A 16,345-nucleotide genomic window follows, 5' to 3' on the forward strand; every position below is an offset into this window, starting at 1 on the left:
GCTCGCTGTCGATCCCCTCGAAATAGCCGATCATGTGCATGCGGAAATACCGCCCCGGCGGCAGCGACGGTGCGCCCATCCTCGGCGCGTAGTAGGGCTTGCACACCCCTTCCACGAACGCGTCGAACCCGGCCTCCCGCAGCAGTTCCTGCAGCCGGTCGTAGAAGGCGTGTCCCGGCGAGCGCGGCAGCTCCGCCCACGTCGCCATCAGGTCGCCCTGAACCCCCTCAGCCCGCCCCATCGCCATCGCCGATCACCCTGCCGAAGCACCTCAACAGCAGGGAATCAGCAGTTCCAGACTTCGTCAACGGGCTGTTAAGGGGCTTGCGCGGATGAGGACGGCGGGCGAAGAGTCCGCCCGTCTCGAATCGAAAAATCGTATGGCCTCGATCGATGCGCTCAGCGCGAAACCCGAACGGACGCTCGCGCAGTCCCGCGCGGGCGTCCGCGTGTGGCTATTCGCTTTGGCGGGACTGGTGTTCGCTATGGTGCTGGTCGGAGGCGCGACGCGCCTGACCGAATCGGGCCTCTCGATCACCCAATGGAAACCCGTCACGGGCGTCTTGCCGCCGCTTTCGGCGGCCGATTGGCAGGCGGAATTCGACCGCTACAAGCAGATTCCGCAATACGCTGAGCTCAACCCGGATATGACGCTCGACGGCTTCAAGACCATATTCTGGTGGGAATGGAGCCATCGGTTGCTCGCGCGGATCGTCGGCCTGGTCTACATCCTGCCAGCATTGTGGTTCTGGGCGCGCGGGGCGTTCAAGGGAGCGCTCGGGCGGCAGATCGCGTTCGCAACCGCGCTGCTCGCGCTCGAGCCGATCGTCGGCTGGTGGATGGTGTCGTCCGGCCTCAGCGAACGAACCGAGGTCGCGCAGGAGCGTCTCGCCCTCCATTTGCTGATCGCGGCCGGGGTGTTCGGAACGCTGATCTACGCCGCGGTGGGCTTGAGCGAGCGGAAGCGCGCCGCCTGCCGTCGCGGCTTTGCAACCGCCGGGGCGGTCTTTGCGATCCTTGTCTACGTCCAGCTCGGCCTCGGCGCGCTGGTCGCGGGGCTCCGCTCGGGGCTCATCTACAATACGTGGCCGCTGATGGGGCCGAGCTTTCTGCCCGCGGAAGCCTTCAACGCGGGCGACGCGCCACTGAACGATCCGGCGACGGCGCAATTCGACCACCGACTCGTCGCCTATGCCGTGCTCGCCTTCGCCCTGGCCCAGGCGCTCGCCGCCCTTCGCCCTGGCCCACGGCCCCTCGCCCGACGTGCGGTCGCGCTGGCCGCCGTCGCCTCGCTTCAGGTCGCTCTCGGCGTGGCGACGCTGCTTTTCCTCGCGCCCGTCCCGCTCGCGCTCGCCCATCAGGCGGTCGCGCTCGTCCTGTTCGGCCTCGCGGCCGCCCACTGGAGCGCGACGCGAGGGGAGTCCGGTTGACCGCACAAAGGTAGGAGTCGGCTTCGCAAATCCGCGTGACAATTCAGCGGTCTCCGGTCAATCTGTCGTGGTCAGGGAGGACTCGCCGATGACCAAAGTCGTCAACAGTACCTTTTTGCTTGGATCGATTTGCGCCGCGGCTTTCTTGAGCGCCGGGCCGGCGGCTGCTCAGCAGGAAATCAAGAATGCGGCCGGGGGCGCGATGGCCGGCATGGCCACCGCGAAGCCGGTCACTCAGGCGCAACTCGACAACGCCGCTCATGACGGCTCGAACTTTCTTCTCACCAACGGGAACTACGAGCAGACGCGCTTCTATCCGAACGCGCAGATCAACCGGGGCAACGTCGGGCGCCTGCGTCCCGCGTGGGTTTTCCAGACCGAGGTCAAGGAATCGCTCGAGACGTCGCCGATCGTCGTCGATGGGGTGATGTACGTCACGACGTCGTTCAGCCACGTCTATGCGCTCGACGCCAGGACGGGCGCAGAAATCTGGCACTTCAAGCCGAAGCTCGGTCCGGTCACGACCTTCTGCTGCGGCCCGAACAACCGCGGCGTGGCCGTCTACAACGACAAAGTCTACGTCGGCACCCTCGACGCCAAGCTCGTTGCGCTCGACGCCAAGACCGGCTCGGTGGTGTGGAGCCAGGACGTCGGCGATCCGGAGAAGGGCTACAGCGAGACGATGGCCCCGACCGCGGTCAAGGGCAAGATTCTCATCGGCACCAACGGCGGCGAATACGGCATCCGCGGCTTCGTCAAAGCCTACGACGCCAACGACGGGAAGCTCTTGTGGACCTTCGATACGATCCCGGAAAACTCGGTCGGTGTCTGGGCGACAACGGACGCGACCGGGAGGGACGAGCACCGCGACATCGCCGCGGAGAAAGACTCCCTCGCCAAAAACGGCGACCCGTACAAGACCCTCGGCGGCGGCGTGTGGCAGAATCCGTCCGTGGACGAGGCGGCGAACCGCATCTACTTCGTCGTCGGCAACCCCTTGCCCGACCTCGACGGCGCGATCCGTCCGGGCGACAACCTCTACACCGACTCGCTCGTGTCCGTGGACCTGGATACAGGCAAGTACGTCTGCCACTTCCAATACGTCCCGCATGACGTGTGGGACCTCGACGCCGTGAGCCCCACGGTGCTGGTCAACGCGCGCGACAAGTCCGGCCATGTGCGTCCGGCCGTGCTGCACGCGGGCAAGACCGGCTACGGCTACGTCTACGTCCACAACCGCAAGGACTGCAGCCTCATCCGCTTCTCCGAGCCCATGGTGTCGCAGAAGGACCGCTGGACGCTCCCCAGTCCGACCCAGCCGCTCGATCCCAAGTCCGCCCGCATGTTCCCGGGCGCGAACGGGGGCGTGGAGTGGTCGCCGATGGCGACCGACCCGAACCATGGGCTCGCCTATGCGATCAACCTCGAGCAGGAGATGACCTACACGGTCGCGAGCTCGCCCTATCCCGACGGCAAGCTCTGGCTCGACGGCGCGTTCACCAACGTGCCGGGCGGCGTCCAGACCGGCAACGTGACGGCGGTCGACTACAACACCGGGAAGATCGCCTGGCAGGTGAAGACGCCGCAGCCGATGATCGGGGGAATTCTCGCCACGGCGGGCGGCCTCGTCTTCACCGGCGAGGGCAACGGCGCGTTCAAGGCCTTCAACTCCTCGAACGGCAATCTCTTGTGGCAGTTCCAGGCGGGCGCCGGCGTCAACGCGCCGCCGTCCTCCTACACCGTCGGCGGCAAGCAGTACGTCGTCGTCGGGGCAGGCGGAAACACCCAGATCGACTTCAAGCGCGGCGACGCCATCATCGCCTTCACAACCGACTGATCGGCGCGTTCTTGCATCGGCCGCCTCGTCTCGCAGCGAGGCGGCCTTTTCATTGGACAGGGCCACGGCGCGGCAGGCAGACTGCCGCCGGACACGGGGTCAAACGGGGGTTGCTCGGGATGATGCGGATCGCGCTTGCCGCCCTGCTTCTCACCGGTTCGGCGGCCGCTGACCCGGAATCGATCGACGAGAAAGCGGTCCTCTGCGGCGCGTGTCATGGACTGAAAGGCGTTCCCGAAGACAAATCGATCCCGATCATTTGGGGCCAGAACCCCGGCTATCTCTACCTCCAGTTCCGCGATTTCCAGAAGGGCGCGCGCAAGGACGAGCGCATGAGCGCGGTCGCAAAGAACGTCGTCAAGGAAGACGCGCTGGCGCTGGCCGAGTATTTCGCGGCAAGGCCGTGGCCGAACACGGGCGCCCCGGCGGCGAGCAAGGCGGACGCCGACGCGGCGGCGGTCGCGATCAAGTCCGTCGTCTGCACGAGTTGCCATCTCGAGGAGTTCCAGGGCGATTCGTCCGTGCCACGCCTTGCAGGGCAGCAGCGCGACTACCTGCTCAAGACCATGACCGACTTCCGCAATCGCACCCGGGCCAACAATCCCGGCATGTTGGACCTGATGAACACGGTCACGCCCGAGCAGCTTTCGGCGATCGCGGCCTATCTCGCCGGACTGTGACGGTCGCCTCTCATTCCTCCAGTGTCTTCGCTTCGCGCTCACGCCCGAGACCGCGTGCGATGGCGGCGGCGGCCCGGCCGCGGTCGTCCTTGAGGTCGCGTGCGGCGCCGCGTTCGATGAGCAGCTTCAGGGTCGCCTCGACGTCGGCGCTTCCCGCGCTCGTGTCGTGGCCTGCGGCCCACATGAGCGCGGTGAGGCCGTGGCCGTAGCGGCGGTTGACGTCGACGCCGGCGGCGATGAGCAACGCGACGATCGGCGCGTCGGCGCGTCCCGCCGCATAGACCATCGCTCCCTTGCCGTCGTCGTCGAGGGCGTTGGGGTCGGCGCCGTGCTTCAGCAGTAACGCTGCGGTATCGGCCGAGCCGTTGTAGGCGGCGGCTGCGAGCGGCCGCTCGCCGCTGCGACCGGCAATGTTCGGGTCGGCACCGCGGCCGATCAACAGGCTCACCGCCTGGGGCCTGTCCGCCTGGGCGGCGAGATAGAGCGGCGTTGAGCCGTCGACCGCCCGGGCGTTGGGATCGGCGCCGTGGTCGAGAAGGAGCTTGACGAGCCTCGGCTTGCCCGCCTCCGCGGCCCGCGCCAGCGCCGTTTTCCCGTCGCGGTCGCGGGCGTCGATGGCCGCGCCGCGATCGAGAAGCGCCTCGGCCTCCTTCTCGCAGCCGAGCCGTGCGGCCGAGAAGAGATCCGCCGCCGCCTGGAACCGGTCGTCCGACTTGAGCGTCGCGACCGCCTGGGCGAGGTCTCCGCACGGATCGGCGGCGCGGGCCGCGCCCGACGCAAAAGCCAGCGCAACGAACGACGAGGCGACGACAATCGATGACGCGAACAGCTTCATGCGCGAGCCCCCGGACCGGGCGGCATTTCACCACGTATCGACGCATGGCCGCTTGCGCGTCTCGCGCCGCGGCGGCGTCGGGCAGGAGTCGAGGCCGCGAAGAATCCAGCGCCGGCTCTCCAGGGGATCGATCACCTGGTCGATCTCGAGCACGGAGGCGATGTTGGTCGCCTTGCCCGTCTCGTAGGACTTCGCCACCATCGTCCGGAACAGCTTTTCGCGCTCGGCGGCGTCCTCGATCGCTTCGAGTTCCTTGCGGAAGCCGAGCCGCACCGCGCCCTCGAGGCCCATGCCGCCGAATTCGCCGGTCGGCCAGGACACCGTGAAGCATTGGGCGTGGAAGCCCCCGCCGGCCATCGCCTGCGCGCCGAGCCCGTAGCCTTTCCGCAGAACGACTGTGAAATAGGGGATGGTGAGGCTCGCCGCGGTCACGAACATGCGGCACACGTGGCGCACGAGCGCGGTCTTTTCTGCTTCCGGTCCGACCATGAACCCCGGCGTGTCGCAGAGCGAGACGACAGGCAGGTCGTAGGCGTCGCAGAGTTGCAGGAAGCGCGCGGCCTTGTCGGCCGCATCGGCGTCGATCGCCCCGCCGAGGTGTTTTGGATTGTTGGCGATCAGGCCGAGCGGCCGGCCCTCGATCCGCACGAGAGCGGTGACGACGCCGAGGCCGAAGGCGGCGCGCAACTCGAGAACCGAACCTTCGTCGGCGAGCGTCTCGATCACCGTGCGGATCTCGTACACCCTGAGGCGGTTCTCCGGGATCGCGCGGCGAAGGCGGCGCTGGTCGGGCGCGGCCCATGTCGGCAGACGGCCCTGGAAGTAGGAGAGATACTTCTTCGCCGCCGCGGCGGCCTCGATCTCGTCCTCCGCCACGACGTCGACGACGCCGTTTGGGGCCTGCGTGCTGATCGGGCCCACCTCGTCCGGGCGCACGACGCCCAGTCCGCCGCCCTCGATCATCGCCGGGCCGCCCATGCCGATGCTCGAATCCTTGGTGGCGATGACGACGTCGCAGCAGCCAAGCAAGGCGGCGTTGCCTGCGAAGCAGCGGCCGGAGGCGACGCCGACGAGCGGCGCAAGGCCGCTCAAGGCCGCGAACTGAGCGAAGGTCGGCACGTCGAGGCCGGTGACGCCGAGGCCTTCGGTGTCGCCCGGTCGGCCGCCGCCGCCTTCGGCGAACAGCACGATCGGCAGCCGCTGCTTCTCGGCGCGCTGGAACAGCCGGTCCTGCTTCTTGTGGTTGCGGGCGCCTTGGGTGCCGGCGAGCACGGTGTAGTCGTAGGCGACCACCAGGCAACGGGCGCGATCCGCGTCGAAGAGATCGCCGTTCACCGTCGCGAGTCCCGCCACGACGCCGTCGCCCGGCGTGTTGCGGATCAGGTCCTCGCGCGAACGGCGCGCCGCCTGCGCCGCAACGGCGAGCGAGCCGTATTCGATGAAGCTGCCGGGGTCCACGAGAGCCGCGATGTTCTCGCGCGCCGTGCGATGGTTCGTCTGGCGGCGTTTGGCGACGGCCTTCGGCCGGTTCGCGTCGAAACCGAACGCCTGGCGCGCCAGCATGTCGGCGAGGTCCGGGCGGATCGCGTCGGGATCGGCCGCCTCGGCCTTCGCCGCCGTCCCGCTGTCGACGTCGGCAGGCTCGAGAAAGAGGATCGCGTCGTCCTTGTAGAGCGTGTCGCCTTTCCGGGCGCGCGTCTCGCGCACGACGCCGCCGGCCGGCGCCGCGACGAGATGCTCCATCTTCATCGCCTCCAGGACCGCGATCTGCTGGCCCGGGCGCACCGTGTCTCCGTCCGAAACGTCGACCGACACGACCGTGCCCTGGAGCGGCGCGGCCACGGCGACCGTCCCCTCCGGACCTTCGAGCGCGCCCGCGCGGGCGTCTCCAGCGTCCGTCTCGGGCCCCTCGTAATAGAGGGCGCGATGCTCCCTGCCCGCCGCTTGCAGGAGATCGCCGAGCCGCCTCTCGATGAAGCGCGTGTCGACGCGATTGGCGACGAAGTCGGGGTGTGTCAGCACCGCCTGCAAAAAGGGAATGTTCGTCTCGACGCCGGCAACGCGGAATTCGCCGAGCGCCCGCGACAGCCTGCCCGCGGCGGCGGAGAAATCCGGCGACTGCGAATGGACAATGACCTTGGCGATCAGCGAATCGAACGCGGGGACCGTGCGATAGCCAGAATAGCCGAAGGTGTCGACGCGCACGCCGGGGCCGGAAGGAAGGTCGAACGCGGCGATGCGCCCGCCGCTCGGCAGGACCCCGCCGGCCGGCGTCATGGTTTCGAGATTGACCCGCGCCTGGATCGCATAGCCACGGGGCGCGCGCGGCGCGTCGAGCCCGAGTTCGGCGAGACTCGCGCCGGCGGCGACGCAAATCTGGGCCGCTGCCAGATCGACGCCAAAAACTTCCTCGGTGACGGTGTGCTCCACCTGCAGCCGGGGATTCGCCTCGATGAAGGCGAACCCCGCGTCGTCGCCTCGGTCCGCCGCATCGACCAAGAACTCGAACGTGCCGAGGCTGTCGTAGGAGGCCGCGCGCGCGATCCGCATCGCCGCCGTCACGATGCGCTCGCGCAAGTCGGCGTTGAGCGAGGGGCTCGGCGCGACCTCGATCAGCTTCTGGCTGCGACGCTGGATCGTGCACTCCCGCTCGCCGAAATGGGTGATCCCGCCGCGCCGGTCGCCCAGAATCTGGACCTCAATGTGCCGGGCGCTTTCGATCAGGCGCTCCGCGTACAGCGATCCGTCGCCGAACGCGTTCGCCGCCTCCGACTGGCAACGAGCGAAGGCTTCGGCGATCTCGGCTTCACTGCGGACGGAGCGCATGCCGCGGCCCCCGCCGCCGGCCACGGCCTTGAGCAGGATCGGCGCGCGCACGCCCATGAAAAACGCCCGCGCCGCCTCGACGCTGCGGACCGCAGCGCCCTCGATGACCGGCGCGCCTGCCCGCGCGGCGGCGTCCCTCGCGCGGAGCTTGTCGCCGAACATATCGAGCGCTTCGGGCGACGCTCCGATGAACGTTATCCCGGCCGCAGCGACGGCGCGGGCGAAGCCGGCATTCTCGGCGAGAAAGCCGTAGCCGGGATGGATCGCGTCGCAGCCGGTTGCCTTAGCGAGCGCGACGATGCGCGCGCCGTCGAGATAGGCCGCGACCCCTGCCCGGCCGAGCGCATGGGCTTCGTCCGCCTTGCGCAGATGGAGCGAGGCGGCGTCGTCCTCGGAATAGATCGCGACGCTGGCGATCTGAAGATCGGCCGCGGCGCGAGCGATGCGCACGGCGACCTCGCCGCGATTGGCGATCAGCAATTTGCGGAAGGGGGCGTCGGACATGAGGGCGAGAACCTCGGAAGGAGTCCCATGATTGTGACCGCGCTGCGCACAGACGTCGAATCGGTCCCATATGAACCAATGTGCTAAGCTCGATGACAGGGAAACGCCAAGACGAGGGTCGCATGTCCGCCGCCGAAGAAGCCGCTTATCTCGCCACGCTTCGCGCGCTTTGGCGCCGCAACTGGCCGAAGGACGCGCCTCGCGAGCCGGTCTATCCGCTCGGCGAGATCCCGCTCACCGAAATCTTGCGTGAACGCGCGCGCCGGACGCCAGACAAGGCGGCGCTGATCTTCTACGGGCGGGATGTTTCATACGGCCAGCTCGACCGCCTTTCCGACGCCTTCGCCGCCTGGCTGCACGCCCATCGCGTGGTCAAGGGTGATCGGGTGGCGGTCTTTCTGCCGAACTGCCCGCAGTTCCATGTCGCCTTCTTCGGCATTCTCAAGATCGGCGCGATTCACGTCCCGGTGAACCCGCTCTTCAAGGCGCAGGAGCTCATCTACGAGCTGAATGACACGCAAGCGAGGGTGGTGGTCGCGCTCGACGCGCTCTTTCCGCTTCTCGCAGAGGTGAAGGATAAGACGTCCGTCGAGACGATCCTGGTCACGTCCGCCGGCGCGTTGCTGCCCGAAGCGCCGACCATCCCCCTGCCCCTGGGCCTGGACGCCCCGCCGAAGCCCTGCGCGGGCGCGATCGACTTTTTGCCCGCGCTCGCAGACATGACGACGACGCCGCCCGCCGTGACCGTTGGCCTCGATGACGTCGCCGCACTCAACTACACCGGCGGAACGACCGGCATGCCGAAGGGCTGCGTCCATACGCAGCGCGACATGATCTATACGGCGGCCACGACCTGCGCGGCCGCGATCGTCCTCGAGCCGGACGACGTCGGGCTTAACTTCTATCCCGTCTTCTGGATTGCGGGCGAAGACATGGGCGTGATCTTCCCGATCTTCTCCGGCGCGACCTATGTCCTGCTCGCGCGCTGGGACCCGGTCGGGTCGCCTTCATGATCGCGATCGAGACCTACAAGGTCACCGTTGCGACGCTGCTTGTCGACAACGCGGTGGAGGTCATGGACCACCCGCGCGTCGGAGAATTCGACCTCACTTCGCTCGAGCAGGTCCGCTGCTCCTCGTTCGTGAAAAAGCTCAACATCCCTTACCGCCAGCGCTGGCGTGAGCTGACCGGGACAACGCTCATCGAGGCCGCCTGGGGCATGACCGAGACGCACACCTGCGACACGTTCACAACCGGCCTTCAGGACGACGACCTCGACCTGAAGTCGCAGCCAATCTTCGTCGGCCTGCCCGTGCCCGGCACGGAGTTCAAGATCTGCGACTTCGCTGACGGCGCCCTAAAGCCGCTCGGCGAGGAGGGCGAGCTTTGCGTCCGCTCCCCGTCCCTGCTCAAGGGCTACTGGAACAGGACGGACGCCACCGCCGAGGCGCTCCGCGACGGCTGGCTGCACACCGGCGACATCGGGCTCATCGACCCGGACGGGTTCATCCACTTCCTCGGACGACGCAAGGAGATGCTGAAGGTCAACGGCATGAGCGTGTTCCCGGCCGAGATCGAGGCGATGCTCGGCCAGCACCCGGCGATCGTCGGCTCGGGCGTGATCGGCCGCGAGGATCAGGAGCGCGGGCAAGTCCCGGTCGCCTTCGTGCTGCTTCACGAAAAGGCGCGCGGGAGTTTGGGGCAGGCGGAGCTTCAGGCCTGGTGCCGGGAAAATATGGCCGTCTACAAGGCGCCCGAGGTGCGCATCGTCGACGCCCTGCCGATGACCGCGACCGGCAAGGTGAAGAAGGAGGAGCTGGCGAAGCTCTTGTGAGGGCGGCGGGTGCGAGAGCGGATTGCAGGAGCGTTTGGTCTCGGATCCCACGGGCTCCTCCGTCGCGCTAGGGGAGGCTCGCCAACCTACCCGCTTCGTTTGCTAGTCCGCCCCTTAAGCGAGCGGCCCGGCCGGGCGAAGGGCGCCGACAGGCAGGCCGTTCCAGTTGAGGAGCGCCGGTGCGGCTAAGCGGTCGAGCGCCTCGCCGAAGCCGCCGAAACGACCTAGGAGCGCGGCGATCATGACCTGCGCGGCGCGGCCCGCGCCGTCCTCGGCCTTGACCGCGATCCCGAGCCCAAGCTCCGGCAGCGCGGCGCAGAAGAGGCCTTCGGCGCCGGTCTTGGTGAAGGCGCGCGCGCCCAGAACCGTCATCACTTCGGTGTCGAACCGTCCCCGTCCGGCAACCGCCCAAGGGTTTGCGGCGACCGCCGCGCGGATGCGGGCCGCCGCCCGCGCGCGTTCCGGCGGCAGCCCCTGCCCGGTCGCAAAGCGCGCGAACCCCAAGGCCAGCGCCCGGAGGGGGATGGCGAAAGCCGGGATCGAGCAGCCGTCGACGGCGCGGTTTTCCGGGCCGAGCCGCGCCCCGGTCACTGCGGACAGCGCCTCCGTGACGGCGTTCTGGACGCGGTGATCGGGCGACACGTAGCCCTCCGGATCGACGCCTTCCGCACAGGCAAGGCAGACGAAGCCCGCGTGCTTGCCCGAGCAGTTGTTGTGCAGGGCCGATGGATCTCTCCCCGAGCGCGCGAGCGCCCGCGCCGCGGAGTCGCCGAGCGGCCAGTGCGCCCCGCATTCGAGCGCGCCCGCGTCGCGTCCAGCCTTGGCGAGCATCCCGCTCACCAGAGCGACATGCTCATTTTCGCCGGAATGCGAAGCGCAGGCGAGCGCAATTTCGACGTCCGTCAGGCTGAGCCGGTCGGCCGCGCCGCCCTCGATCAGCGGCAGGGCCTGGAAGGCCTTCACCGCGGAACGGGGATAGACGGGCCGGTCGATGTCGCCAAAGGCGAGCGCGACCCGCCCGCCGGCGTCGACGACCGCGCCTGCGCCGCGATGGGCCGACTCGACCCGATCGCCTCGCAAGACCTCGACGACAATGGGATCGGTCAAGCGGTCGCTCCGGGAAAGTCTGGCCACGGGGGCGATTGGTCGCAGAGGCCGCCCCCTTCCGCTCCTTGCCTACAGCCCGTCGCCTCCGCTACTCAAGCCGAGATTGAGCGAGGCCAATAATGCGCGTTCGAGACGTGATGACCTATGGCGCGATCGGCCTGCCGGACACGGCGACGCTGGCCGAAGCGGCGGAGACGCTGTTGAAGGCCCGGATCAGCGCTGTCCTCGTCCACGACGCTGAGAACGCGCTGGTCGGAGTGCTCAGCGAGGGCGATCTCATGCGCCGCAGCGAACTTGGCGCCGACCGGAAGCGCCCGCGTTGGCTCGAGGCTCTGCTGAGCGGCGGCCGCCTCGCCGAATCCTACGCCCACAGCCACGGACGCAGGATCGGCGAGATCATGACGCGGAAGCTGGTGACCATCTCCGAGGACGCCGAGCTCAGCGTCGCTGTCGACCTGATGCTGCGCTATGGGGTCAAGAGGTTGCCGGTTCTGCGCGGAGAGGCGGCGGTGGGGATCATCTCGCGCGCCGACCTGCTCAAGGCGCTGGTCGCGTCGCTGCCCAAGGCGGACGGCAAGCACCCGGACGCCGAGATCAAGGCGGCGATCGAGGCCGAACTGGACAAGTTCGGCTGGGCGCCGCGGGCGAGCGTTCGCGTCGAGGTGCAGAACGGGGTGGTGACCTTCGATGGGGCGATTACCGACGAGCGCTTGCGCCCCGGCCTCAAGGTCATCGCCGAGAACACTCCGGGCGCGACCGAGGTCCACGACCGGATGTGCTGGATCGAGCCGAACTCCGGGATCTACCTGCCATCCGAAGAGGAGGAAGGCGCGGAAAGGAAACCTTGAGGGGCGCCTCGGCTCAGCGCCTGATGACCGCTCCCCCGTGGTAGCCCCCACCGTAGCGGCGGTAGCCGGCCCCGCGGGCGTAGACGCCCCCGCGGTAACCGCCGTGATAATAACCGCCGCCGTGGTAGTAGCCGGTGCGCCAGGCGGAGCCGCCATAGCCGCCGTAATAACCGCCGGCGTACACGGGGCCGCCGACCGCGACTCCGCCGTAATAGCCGCCGCTATAATACGGAGCGACTCCGCCGTAATAGCCGCCGCCATAATACGGAGCGACCCCGCCGTAATCGGGGCCGGGGCCGGTATAGGCGACAGGCTGGTAACAGCCGGCGAGCGAGACGGCGAGTCCCGCGGCAAGAGCAAGAGACGCAAGCCGTTTGCGGAACATATCCCCCTCCGTGGCCGGGCGAAGCCGATGCGCGCGCCTGGCGCTCCCTCGAGCTTACCGCGGCGGATGGCCGCCGGCAAATCGCCCCGCTCTCGCCGACTCTCGCCGCTCGCGCGCCGACCGCGGGGTCACACGCTGCGCCCCTCCCCCGCCTCGTACAGCGCGCTCAGCCCCTCGCGGTAGCTCGGAAAGGCTGGCGTGAAGCCGAGCAGAGCCTTGGCCTTTGCGTTCGATACGCGCTTTTCCTCGGCGAAGAAGCTCGCCGCCATCGGCGAAAGCGCCGAGGTGTCGAACGGCTCCTCGGGCGGGGCCGGAACGCCGAGAAGCCCGGCGGCATAGGCGATCACGTCCTGCGGCGGGGCGGGCTCGTCGTCGGCGACGTTCCAGATCTGCCCCGGCAAGCCCCGCGACAGGACGAGCCGCGCGGCCTCGGCGATGTCGTCGACGTGGGCGCGGTTGACGACATGGTTCGGCTTGACGATCCGCCGCGCCTCGCCGCGCCTGAGCTTGTCCAGGGCATTGCGTCCTGGGCCGTAAATGCCCGGCAGGCGCAAGATGTCGACGGCGATTCCCCGCGTCCTGCCCGCTTCCGTCCAGCGCGCCTCGTCGGCGAGACGCGCCAGCCCACGCTCGGACCGGGTCAATGTCGCCGCCGTTTCGTCGACCCACCCGCCGCCGTGCTCGCCATAGACGCCGACAGTCGAGAAATAGACGATGCGGGAAAGGTTTTGCGCCGCGGCGATCGCCTCGGCGTAACGGTCGAGCGGCCCCTGGCCGCCCCGGGGCGGAATGGACACGACGATCGCCTTGGCCCGCTGAAGGGCCGCCTCGAGGCCGGGATCTGCACGCGTCCCGTCGAAGGTGTAGGCTTCGACGCCGGCGGCGCGCAATTGAGCCACGCGCTCGTCCAAGCGCGCCGTGCCGCTCGGCTCGATTGCGGGCGTCCGCCGGATCAGGGCCCCGGCCGAATAGCCGAGGCCGAAGAAGAAGAGTCTTAATCCCATCGCTTTCTCGTCTATCCCGCCGACAGGGTCCAAACAGCGACTCGTCGTTCCCGAACCCGAACGGCCGCATTGGCGGCCCCTAATCGGCCGTCACATCATGTCAATTTTTGCGTGCTACTGATTGTCACCTCAGAAGGTATAATGCGTCGACTCGTTGTCGCCCGACGAGGCGGCCAATGAACAGACCGGAGCAAACTCCGTCGGCAGCGCCGCATCAAACCTGCTTAACGATACTCAGTAAAGGGAGCGTCCTACAATCGAGAGACGAAACCATGGAACACGCCAACGACGCGCTTAAATGCCTGTCTGCCAAGACACCGGAGACGGCGTCCAATACGATCGCCTCGCGCGAGCTGACCGACGGAAACTGGGCCCTCATGGACTGCGGGCCCTTCGGCGTCCGGCCGCGGCGCGTGTGCGGGCCGCTTGCGTCAGATATCGAATCGGCCGCCTGGAGCGAGGCGTAACGCGCCGGATCGGTGCGTTCCTTCCTCTTCGGCATCGTTCCGGCGAAGGCCTCGGCGCAATAGCCGAGGCCGAAGAGGGCCCTACCCAATCAGCGGCTTCAGTTTCCGGGTGATCGGGACGACGAGCACGGTGACGCCCTCGACGGCGAGGGCGGCGCGATAGGCGGCGGCGAGCTCGTCGAGCGTCTCGGGGCGGCTGCTTGCCGCGCCATAGCCGCGGCTCAGAGCAACGATGTCGATCCCCGGAAGGTCCAGTCCCGGCACATTCGGCGTCTTCTCGAGCTCGGCGAATTCCTTGAGAATGCCGTACTCCTGATTGTCGAACACGACAACGACGAGCCGCGCCTTCCGCTGAATCCCGGTGTAGAGCGCCTGGAGCGAATACTGGAACGACCCGTCGCCCACCAACGCGACGACCGCGCGATTGCGTCCGGAGCGCTGCTCCCCGAGCGCCAGTCCGACCGCCGCGGGCAGGTCCCAGCCGAGCCCGCCGGAGGCGAAGGTGTAGAAGCAGTCCGGACGGTCGATGCGGAACACGTCCTGCATATCGGCGACGATCGACGGCGCCTCCTCGACTAGCACGAAGTCGTCGGGCGTGTTCTCGCGAAGCGTCTCCAGGACCGCGTGCGGAAGCATAGGCCTCGCCGCTCGGTCGGTCTTGGCGGGCGGCGCGCGCAACGGGCCGGAAGCGGACCGCTCGACGATGCGGTGCGTAAGCTCTGCGAGCGCCAGAGACGCGTCGCTAACCAGGCTGTCGCCGACCGCCGCCTTGGCCGCGACCGACGGGTCGTCGGTGATATGAAGAAGCGACGCGCCGGCCGGAAGGTAGGAGCCGGGCACGAACGGGTAGTAGCGGAACACCTGCGCGCCGACGACCACCACGAGGTCGTGTCCGGCGAGTTGCTGAGACAACGGGCCGATGGCCGGCGCGAGCGCGCCTTTGAATTGCGGATGGGTCTCCGGGAACGGGGTGCGCTCCGCAAAGGGCGCGGTCCAGACCGGGGCGCCGAGCTTTTCGGCAAACGCGATCCCGGCGTTCCAGGCCTCGCTGCGCGCGATGTCCGAGCCGTACACGAGAACCGGGTTCCGGCTCCCGTCGATCCGTTGCGCAAACTCCCGGATACGCGAAGGATCCGGTCCCTGCCGCGCGGCGACGGTGCGGAAAATGTCGACCTCAGCCATGCGCTTCTCCCAGTCGTCGAGGGGAAGCGACAGGTAGACCGGCCCCGCCGGCGGCTGGATGGCCGTCGCATGGGCGCGCATGAAGGCCGCCGGCACGTCTTCGGCGCGTGCAGGCTCGTAGCTCCATTTGACCCAGGGGCGGGCCATGAGGGTCGCGTCGATATTGGTCAGCAGCGGCTCGATCAGCAGCATTTCCCGGGTCTGCTGCCCTGCGGTGATGATCAGCGGCGTCTTGTTGAGATACGCCGTGACGATGGCGCCCATCGCGTTGCCGGTTCCCGCCCCGGTATGGAGGTTGACCAGAACGGGACGCCGCAGGCTCTGGGAAAGCCCGTCGGCGACGGCGACGGCGCTCGTCTCCTGCAGAGCCAGCACATAGTCGAAATCGGACGGAAAATCGGCGAGGAACGGCTCCTCGGTGGAGCCGGGATTGCCGACGACCGTCGTCAGGCCGAGCTTTCTGAAAAGGTCGAAAGTGATCTCTCGAACGGTGCGCATGATTCCCCCTTGGCCGGCGGCGCTTTGACCGCGCGTGGAGTGTAGCAGATTTCAGCCCTTCTCAGCCCTCGCGGAAACACCGCGTCATGGCCGCAGAGGCCAGCCTCTGCGAAGCCCTTATCCCCCGATGGAAGACTCAATTACGGAGCGGCGTCACCCTCGCGCGCGAAGCGAGACTCCCGCACGACCTCGCAGACCTGGAGATGATAGTCCTCGTAGAAGCGCTCCCTGCCGAGCTGCTTGGTGAGGACGTGCTCCGGGTGGGCCGCCCAGGCGCGGAGCGTCTCGGCCGATTCCCATTCGAACAGGGTCAGGCGCTCGCCGTCCTCAGCGACATACGCCTTGTGCGAGACGTAGCCCGGCATCTTCACCGCAAGCTCCTCCATCCGCTTCAGCGCGGTCAGATAGTCCTCGCCGAGGCCGGCCTCGGTGCGGTGCGCGCGGAAGACGACGACAATCATGGACGATCCCTCCGTCTCGATCCTTCTCCGCAGCTTAGCTCCCGTGCGGCGTCTCGGCGAATTGCGGCGCAGAGATGATAAGTCCGCGCGCGGCGGTCAGAACGCGGTCGGGCAAGAGAACCCTGCACGCCGTACGGCGTCGCTCAAGCTATCCGAACCGCCGCCCGTGGCTCGGGTCTCACGCGGCCGAGCGCTTTAGCTTCTTCAAGGCATGAGATCGCGTCCTCGACGAAGGTCAGGAACAGTCGCAAGGAACCCGCCGCCGTCTTCCTCGGACATCGATTCGATCACGACGACGTAGTCGACTTTGCGTATTCACGTCACTCACGGCGTCGATGAACCGTACGAGCTTCCGGATATACGGTCTTGATCGGACGGCGAAAAGGCATGGTCAGAATTTTCCGCTGAGACGCGTGGGAAATCTCGTACTGAGAGCCGCCGCCCGAC

The 16,345-nt window shown here is 68.0% G+C and carries 13 protein-coding genes and 1 pseudogene; 6 read left to right on the top strand and 8 right to left on the bottom strand.

The window, feature by feature from the left end; genetic code table 11:
- Nucleotides 1-241: pseudogene (locus ACLP25_RS00175) on the bottom strand (hypothetical protein); the annotation flags it as partial.
- A gap of 139 nt (nt 242-380) precedes the next feature.
- Here ACLP25_RS00175 and ACLP25_RS00180 point away from each other — a divergent pair.
- The 3 genes from ACLP25_RS00180 to ACLP25_RS00190 all read left to right on the top strand — a co-directional run bounded on the left by ACLP25_RS00180 (nt 381) and on the right by ACLP25_RS00190 (nt 3,947).
- The gene (locus ACLP25_RS00180) at nt 381-1,430 is read left to right on the top strand and encodes a COX15/CtaA family protein (protein ID WP_442467231.1); all 1,050 of its coding nucleotides are present in this window, start codon (nt 381-383) and stop codon (nt 1,428-1,430) included.
- An 88-nt stretch (nt 1,431-1,518) separates the two neighbouring features.
- On the top strand, nt 1,519-3,267 hold the full coding sequence (locus tag ACLP25_RS00185; RefSeq protein ID WP_442467232.1) for a pyrroloquinoline quinone-dependent dehydrogenase: 1,749 nt from the start codon (nt 1,519-1,521) through the stop codon (nt 3,265-3,267).
- Nucleotides 3,268-3,386: 119 nt separating this feature from the next.
- Entirely contained in the window at nt 3,387-3,947 is a 561-nt protein-coding gene (locus ACLP25_RS00190) for a c-type cytochrome (RefSeq protein WP_442467233.1), read from the top strand.
- 10 nt (nt 3,948-3,957) lie between these two features.
- On the opposite strand, the gene ACLP25_RS00195 is transcribed toward ACLP25_RS00190, so the two are convergent.
- Both ACLP25_RS00195 and ACLP25_RS00200 read right to left on the bottom strand, forming a co-directional pair.
- Complete coding sequence (locus ACLP25_RS00195) at nt 3,958-4,782, bottom strand: ankyrin repeat domain-containing protein (protein ID WP_442467234.1); 825 nt, start codon at nt 4,780-4,782, stop codon at nt 3,958-3,960.
- Nucleotides 4,783-4,809: 27 nt separating this feature from the next.
- Nucleotides 4,810-8,112 carry a carboxyl transferase domain-containing protein gene (locus ACLP25_RS00200; RefSeq protein ID WP_442467235.1) on the bottom strand — a complete coding sequence of 1,101 codons (3,303 nt, stop codon included), beginning with the start codon at nt 8,110-8,112 and terminating at the stop codon, nt 4,810-4,812.
- 122 nt (nt 8,113-8,234) lie between these two features.
- On the opposite strand from ACLP25_RS00200, the gene ACLP25_RS00205 reads away from it, so the two are divergent.
- Nucleotides 8,235-9,125, top strand: a complete 891-nt coding sequence (locus tag ACLP25_RS00205) for an AMP-binding protein (RefSeq protein ID WP_442467236.1) — start codon at nt 8,235-8,237, stop codon at nt 9,123-9,125.
- Nucleotides 9,122-9,946, top strand: coding sequence for an AMP-binding protein (locus ACLP25_RS00210; protein WP_442467237.1), 825 nt, complete (start codon nt 9,122-9,124; stop codon nt 9,944-9,946). The genes ACLP25_RS00205 and ACLP25_RS00210 overlap by 4 nt, the downstream gene beginning before the upstream one ends.
- Before the next feature lie 114 nt (nt 9,947-10,060).
- Here ACLP25_RS00210 and ACLP25_RS00215 read toward each other — a convergent pair whose 3' ends face one another.
- A complete protein-coding gene (locus ACLP25_RS00215) occupies nt 10,061-11,053 on the bottom strand; it encodes an asparaginase (protein WP_442467238.1) in 993 nt (330 codons plus the stop codon).
- A 119-nt stretch (nt 11,054-11,172) separates the two neighbouring features.
- Between ACLP25_RS00215 and ACLP25_RS00220 the strand changes: the two genes are divergently transcribed.
- Complete coding sequence (locus ACLP25_RS00220) at nt 11,173-11,901, top strand: CBS domain-containing protein (RefSeq protein ID WP_442467239.1); 729 nt, start codon at nt 11,173-11,175, stop codon at nt 11,899-11,901.
- Nucleotides 11,902-11,914: 13 nt separating this feature from the next.
- Here ACLP25_RS00220 and ACLP25_RS00225 read toward each other — a convergent pair whose 3' ends face one another.
- The 4 genes from ACLP25_RS00225 to ACLP25_RS00240 all read right to left on the bottom strand — a co-directional run bounded on the left by ACLP25_RS00225 (nt 11,915) and on the right by ACLP25_RS00240 (nt 15,898).
- On the bottom strand, nt 11,915-12,286 hold the full coding sequence (locus ACLP25_RS00225; RefSeq protein WP_442467240.1) for a hypothetical protein: 372 nt from the start codon (nt 12,284-12,286) through the stop codon (nt 11,915-11,917).
- Nucleotides 12,287-12,414: 128 nt separating this feature from the next.
- Nucleotides 12,415-13,290 carry an SDR family oxidoreductase gene (locus ACLP25_RS00230; RefSeq protein WP_442467241.1) on the bottom strand — a complete coding sequence of 292 codons (876 nt, stop codon included), beginning with the start codon at nt 13,288-13,290 and terminating at the stop codon, nt 12,415-12,417.
- 548 nt (nt 13,291-13,838) lie between these two features.
- Nucleotides 13,839-15,437, bottom strand: coding sequence for a benzoylformate decarboxylase (mdlC, locus tag ACLP25_RS00235; RefSeq protein ID WP_442467242.1), 1,599 nt, complete (start codon nt 15,435-15,437; stop codon nt 13,839-13,841).
- Between the two features lie 140 nt (nt 15,438-15,577).
- Complete coding sequence (locus ACLP25_RS00240) at nt 15,578-15,898, bottom strand: antibiotic biosynthesis monooxygenase family protein (RefSeq protein WP_442467243.1); 321 nt, start codon at nt 15,896-15,898, stop codon at nt 15,578-15,580.
- Between the last annotated feature and the right edge of the window lie 447 nt (nt 15,899-16,345).

This window comes from Roseiarcus sp. (assembly GCF_052145395.1).
Classification (GTDB): Bacteria; Pseudomonadota; Alphaproteobacteria; order Rhizobiales; family Beijerinckiaceae; genus Roseiarcus.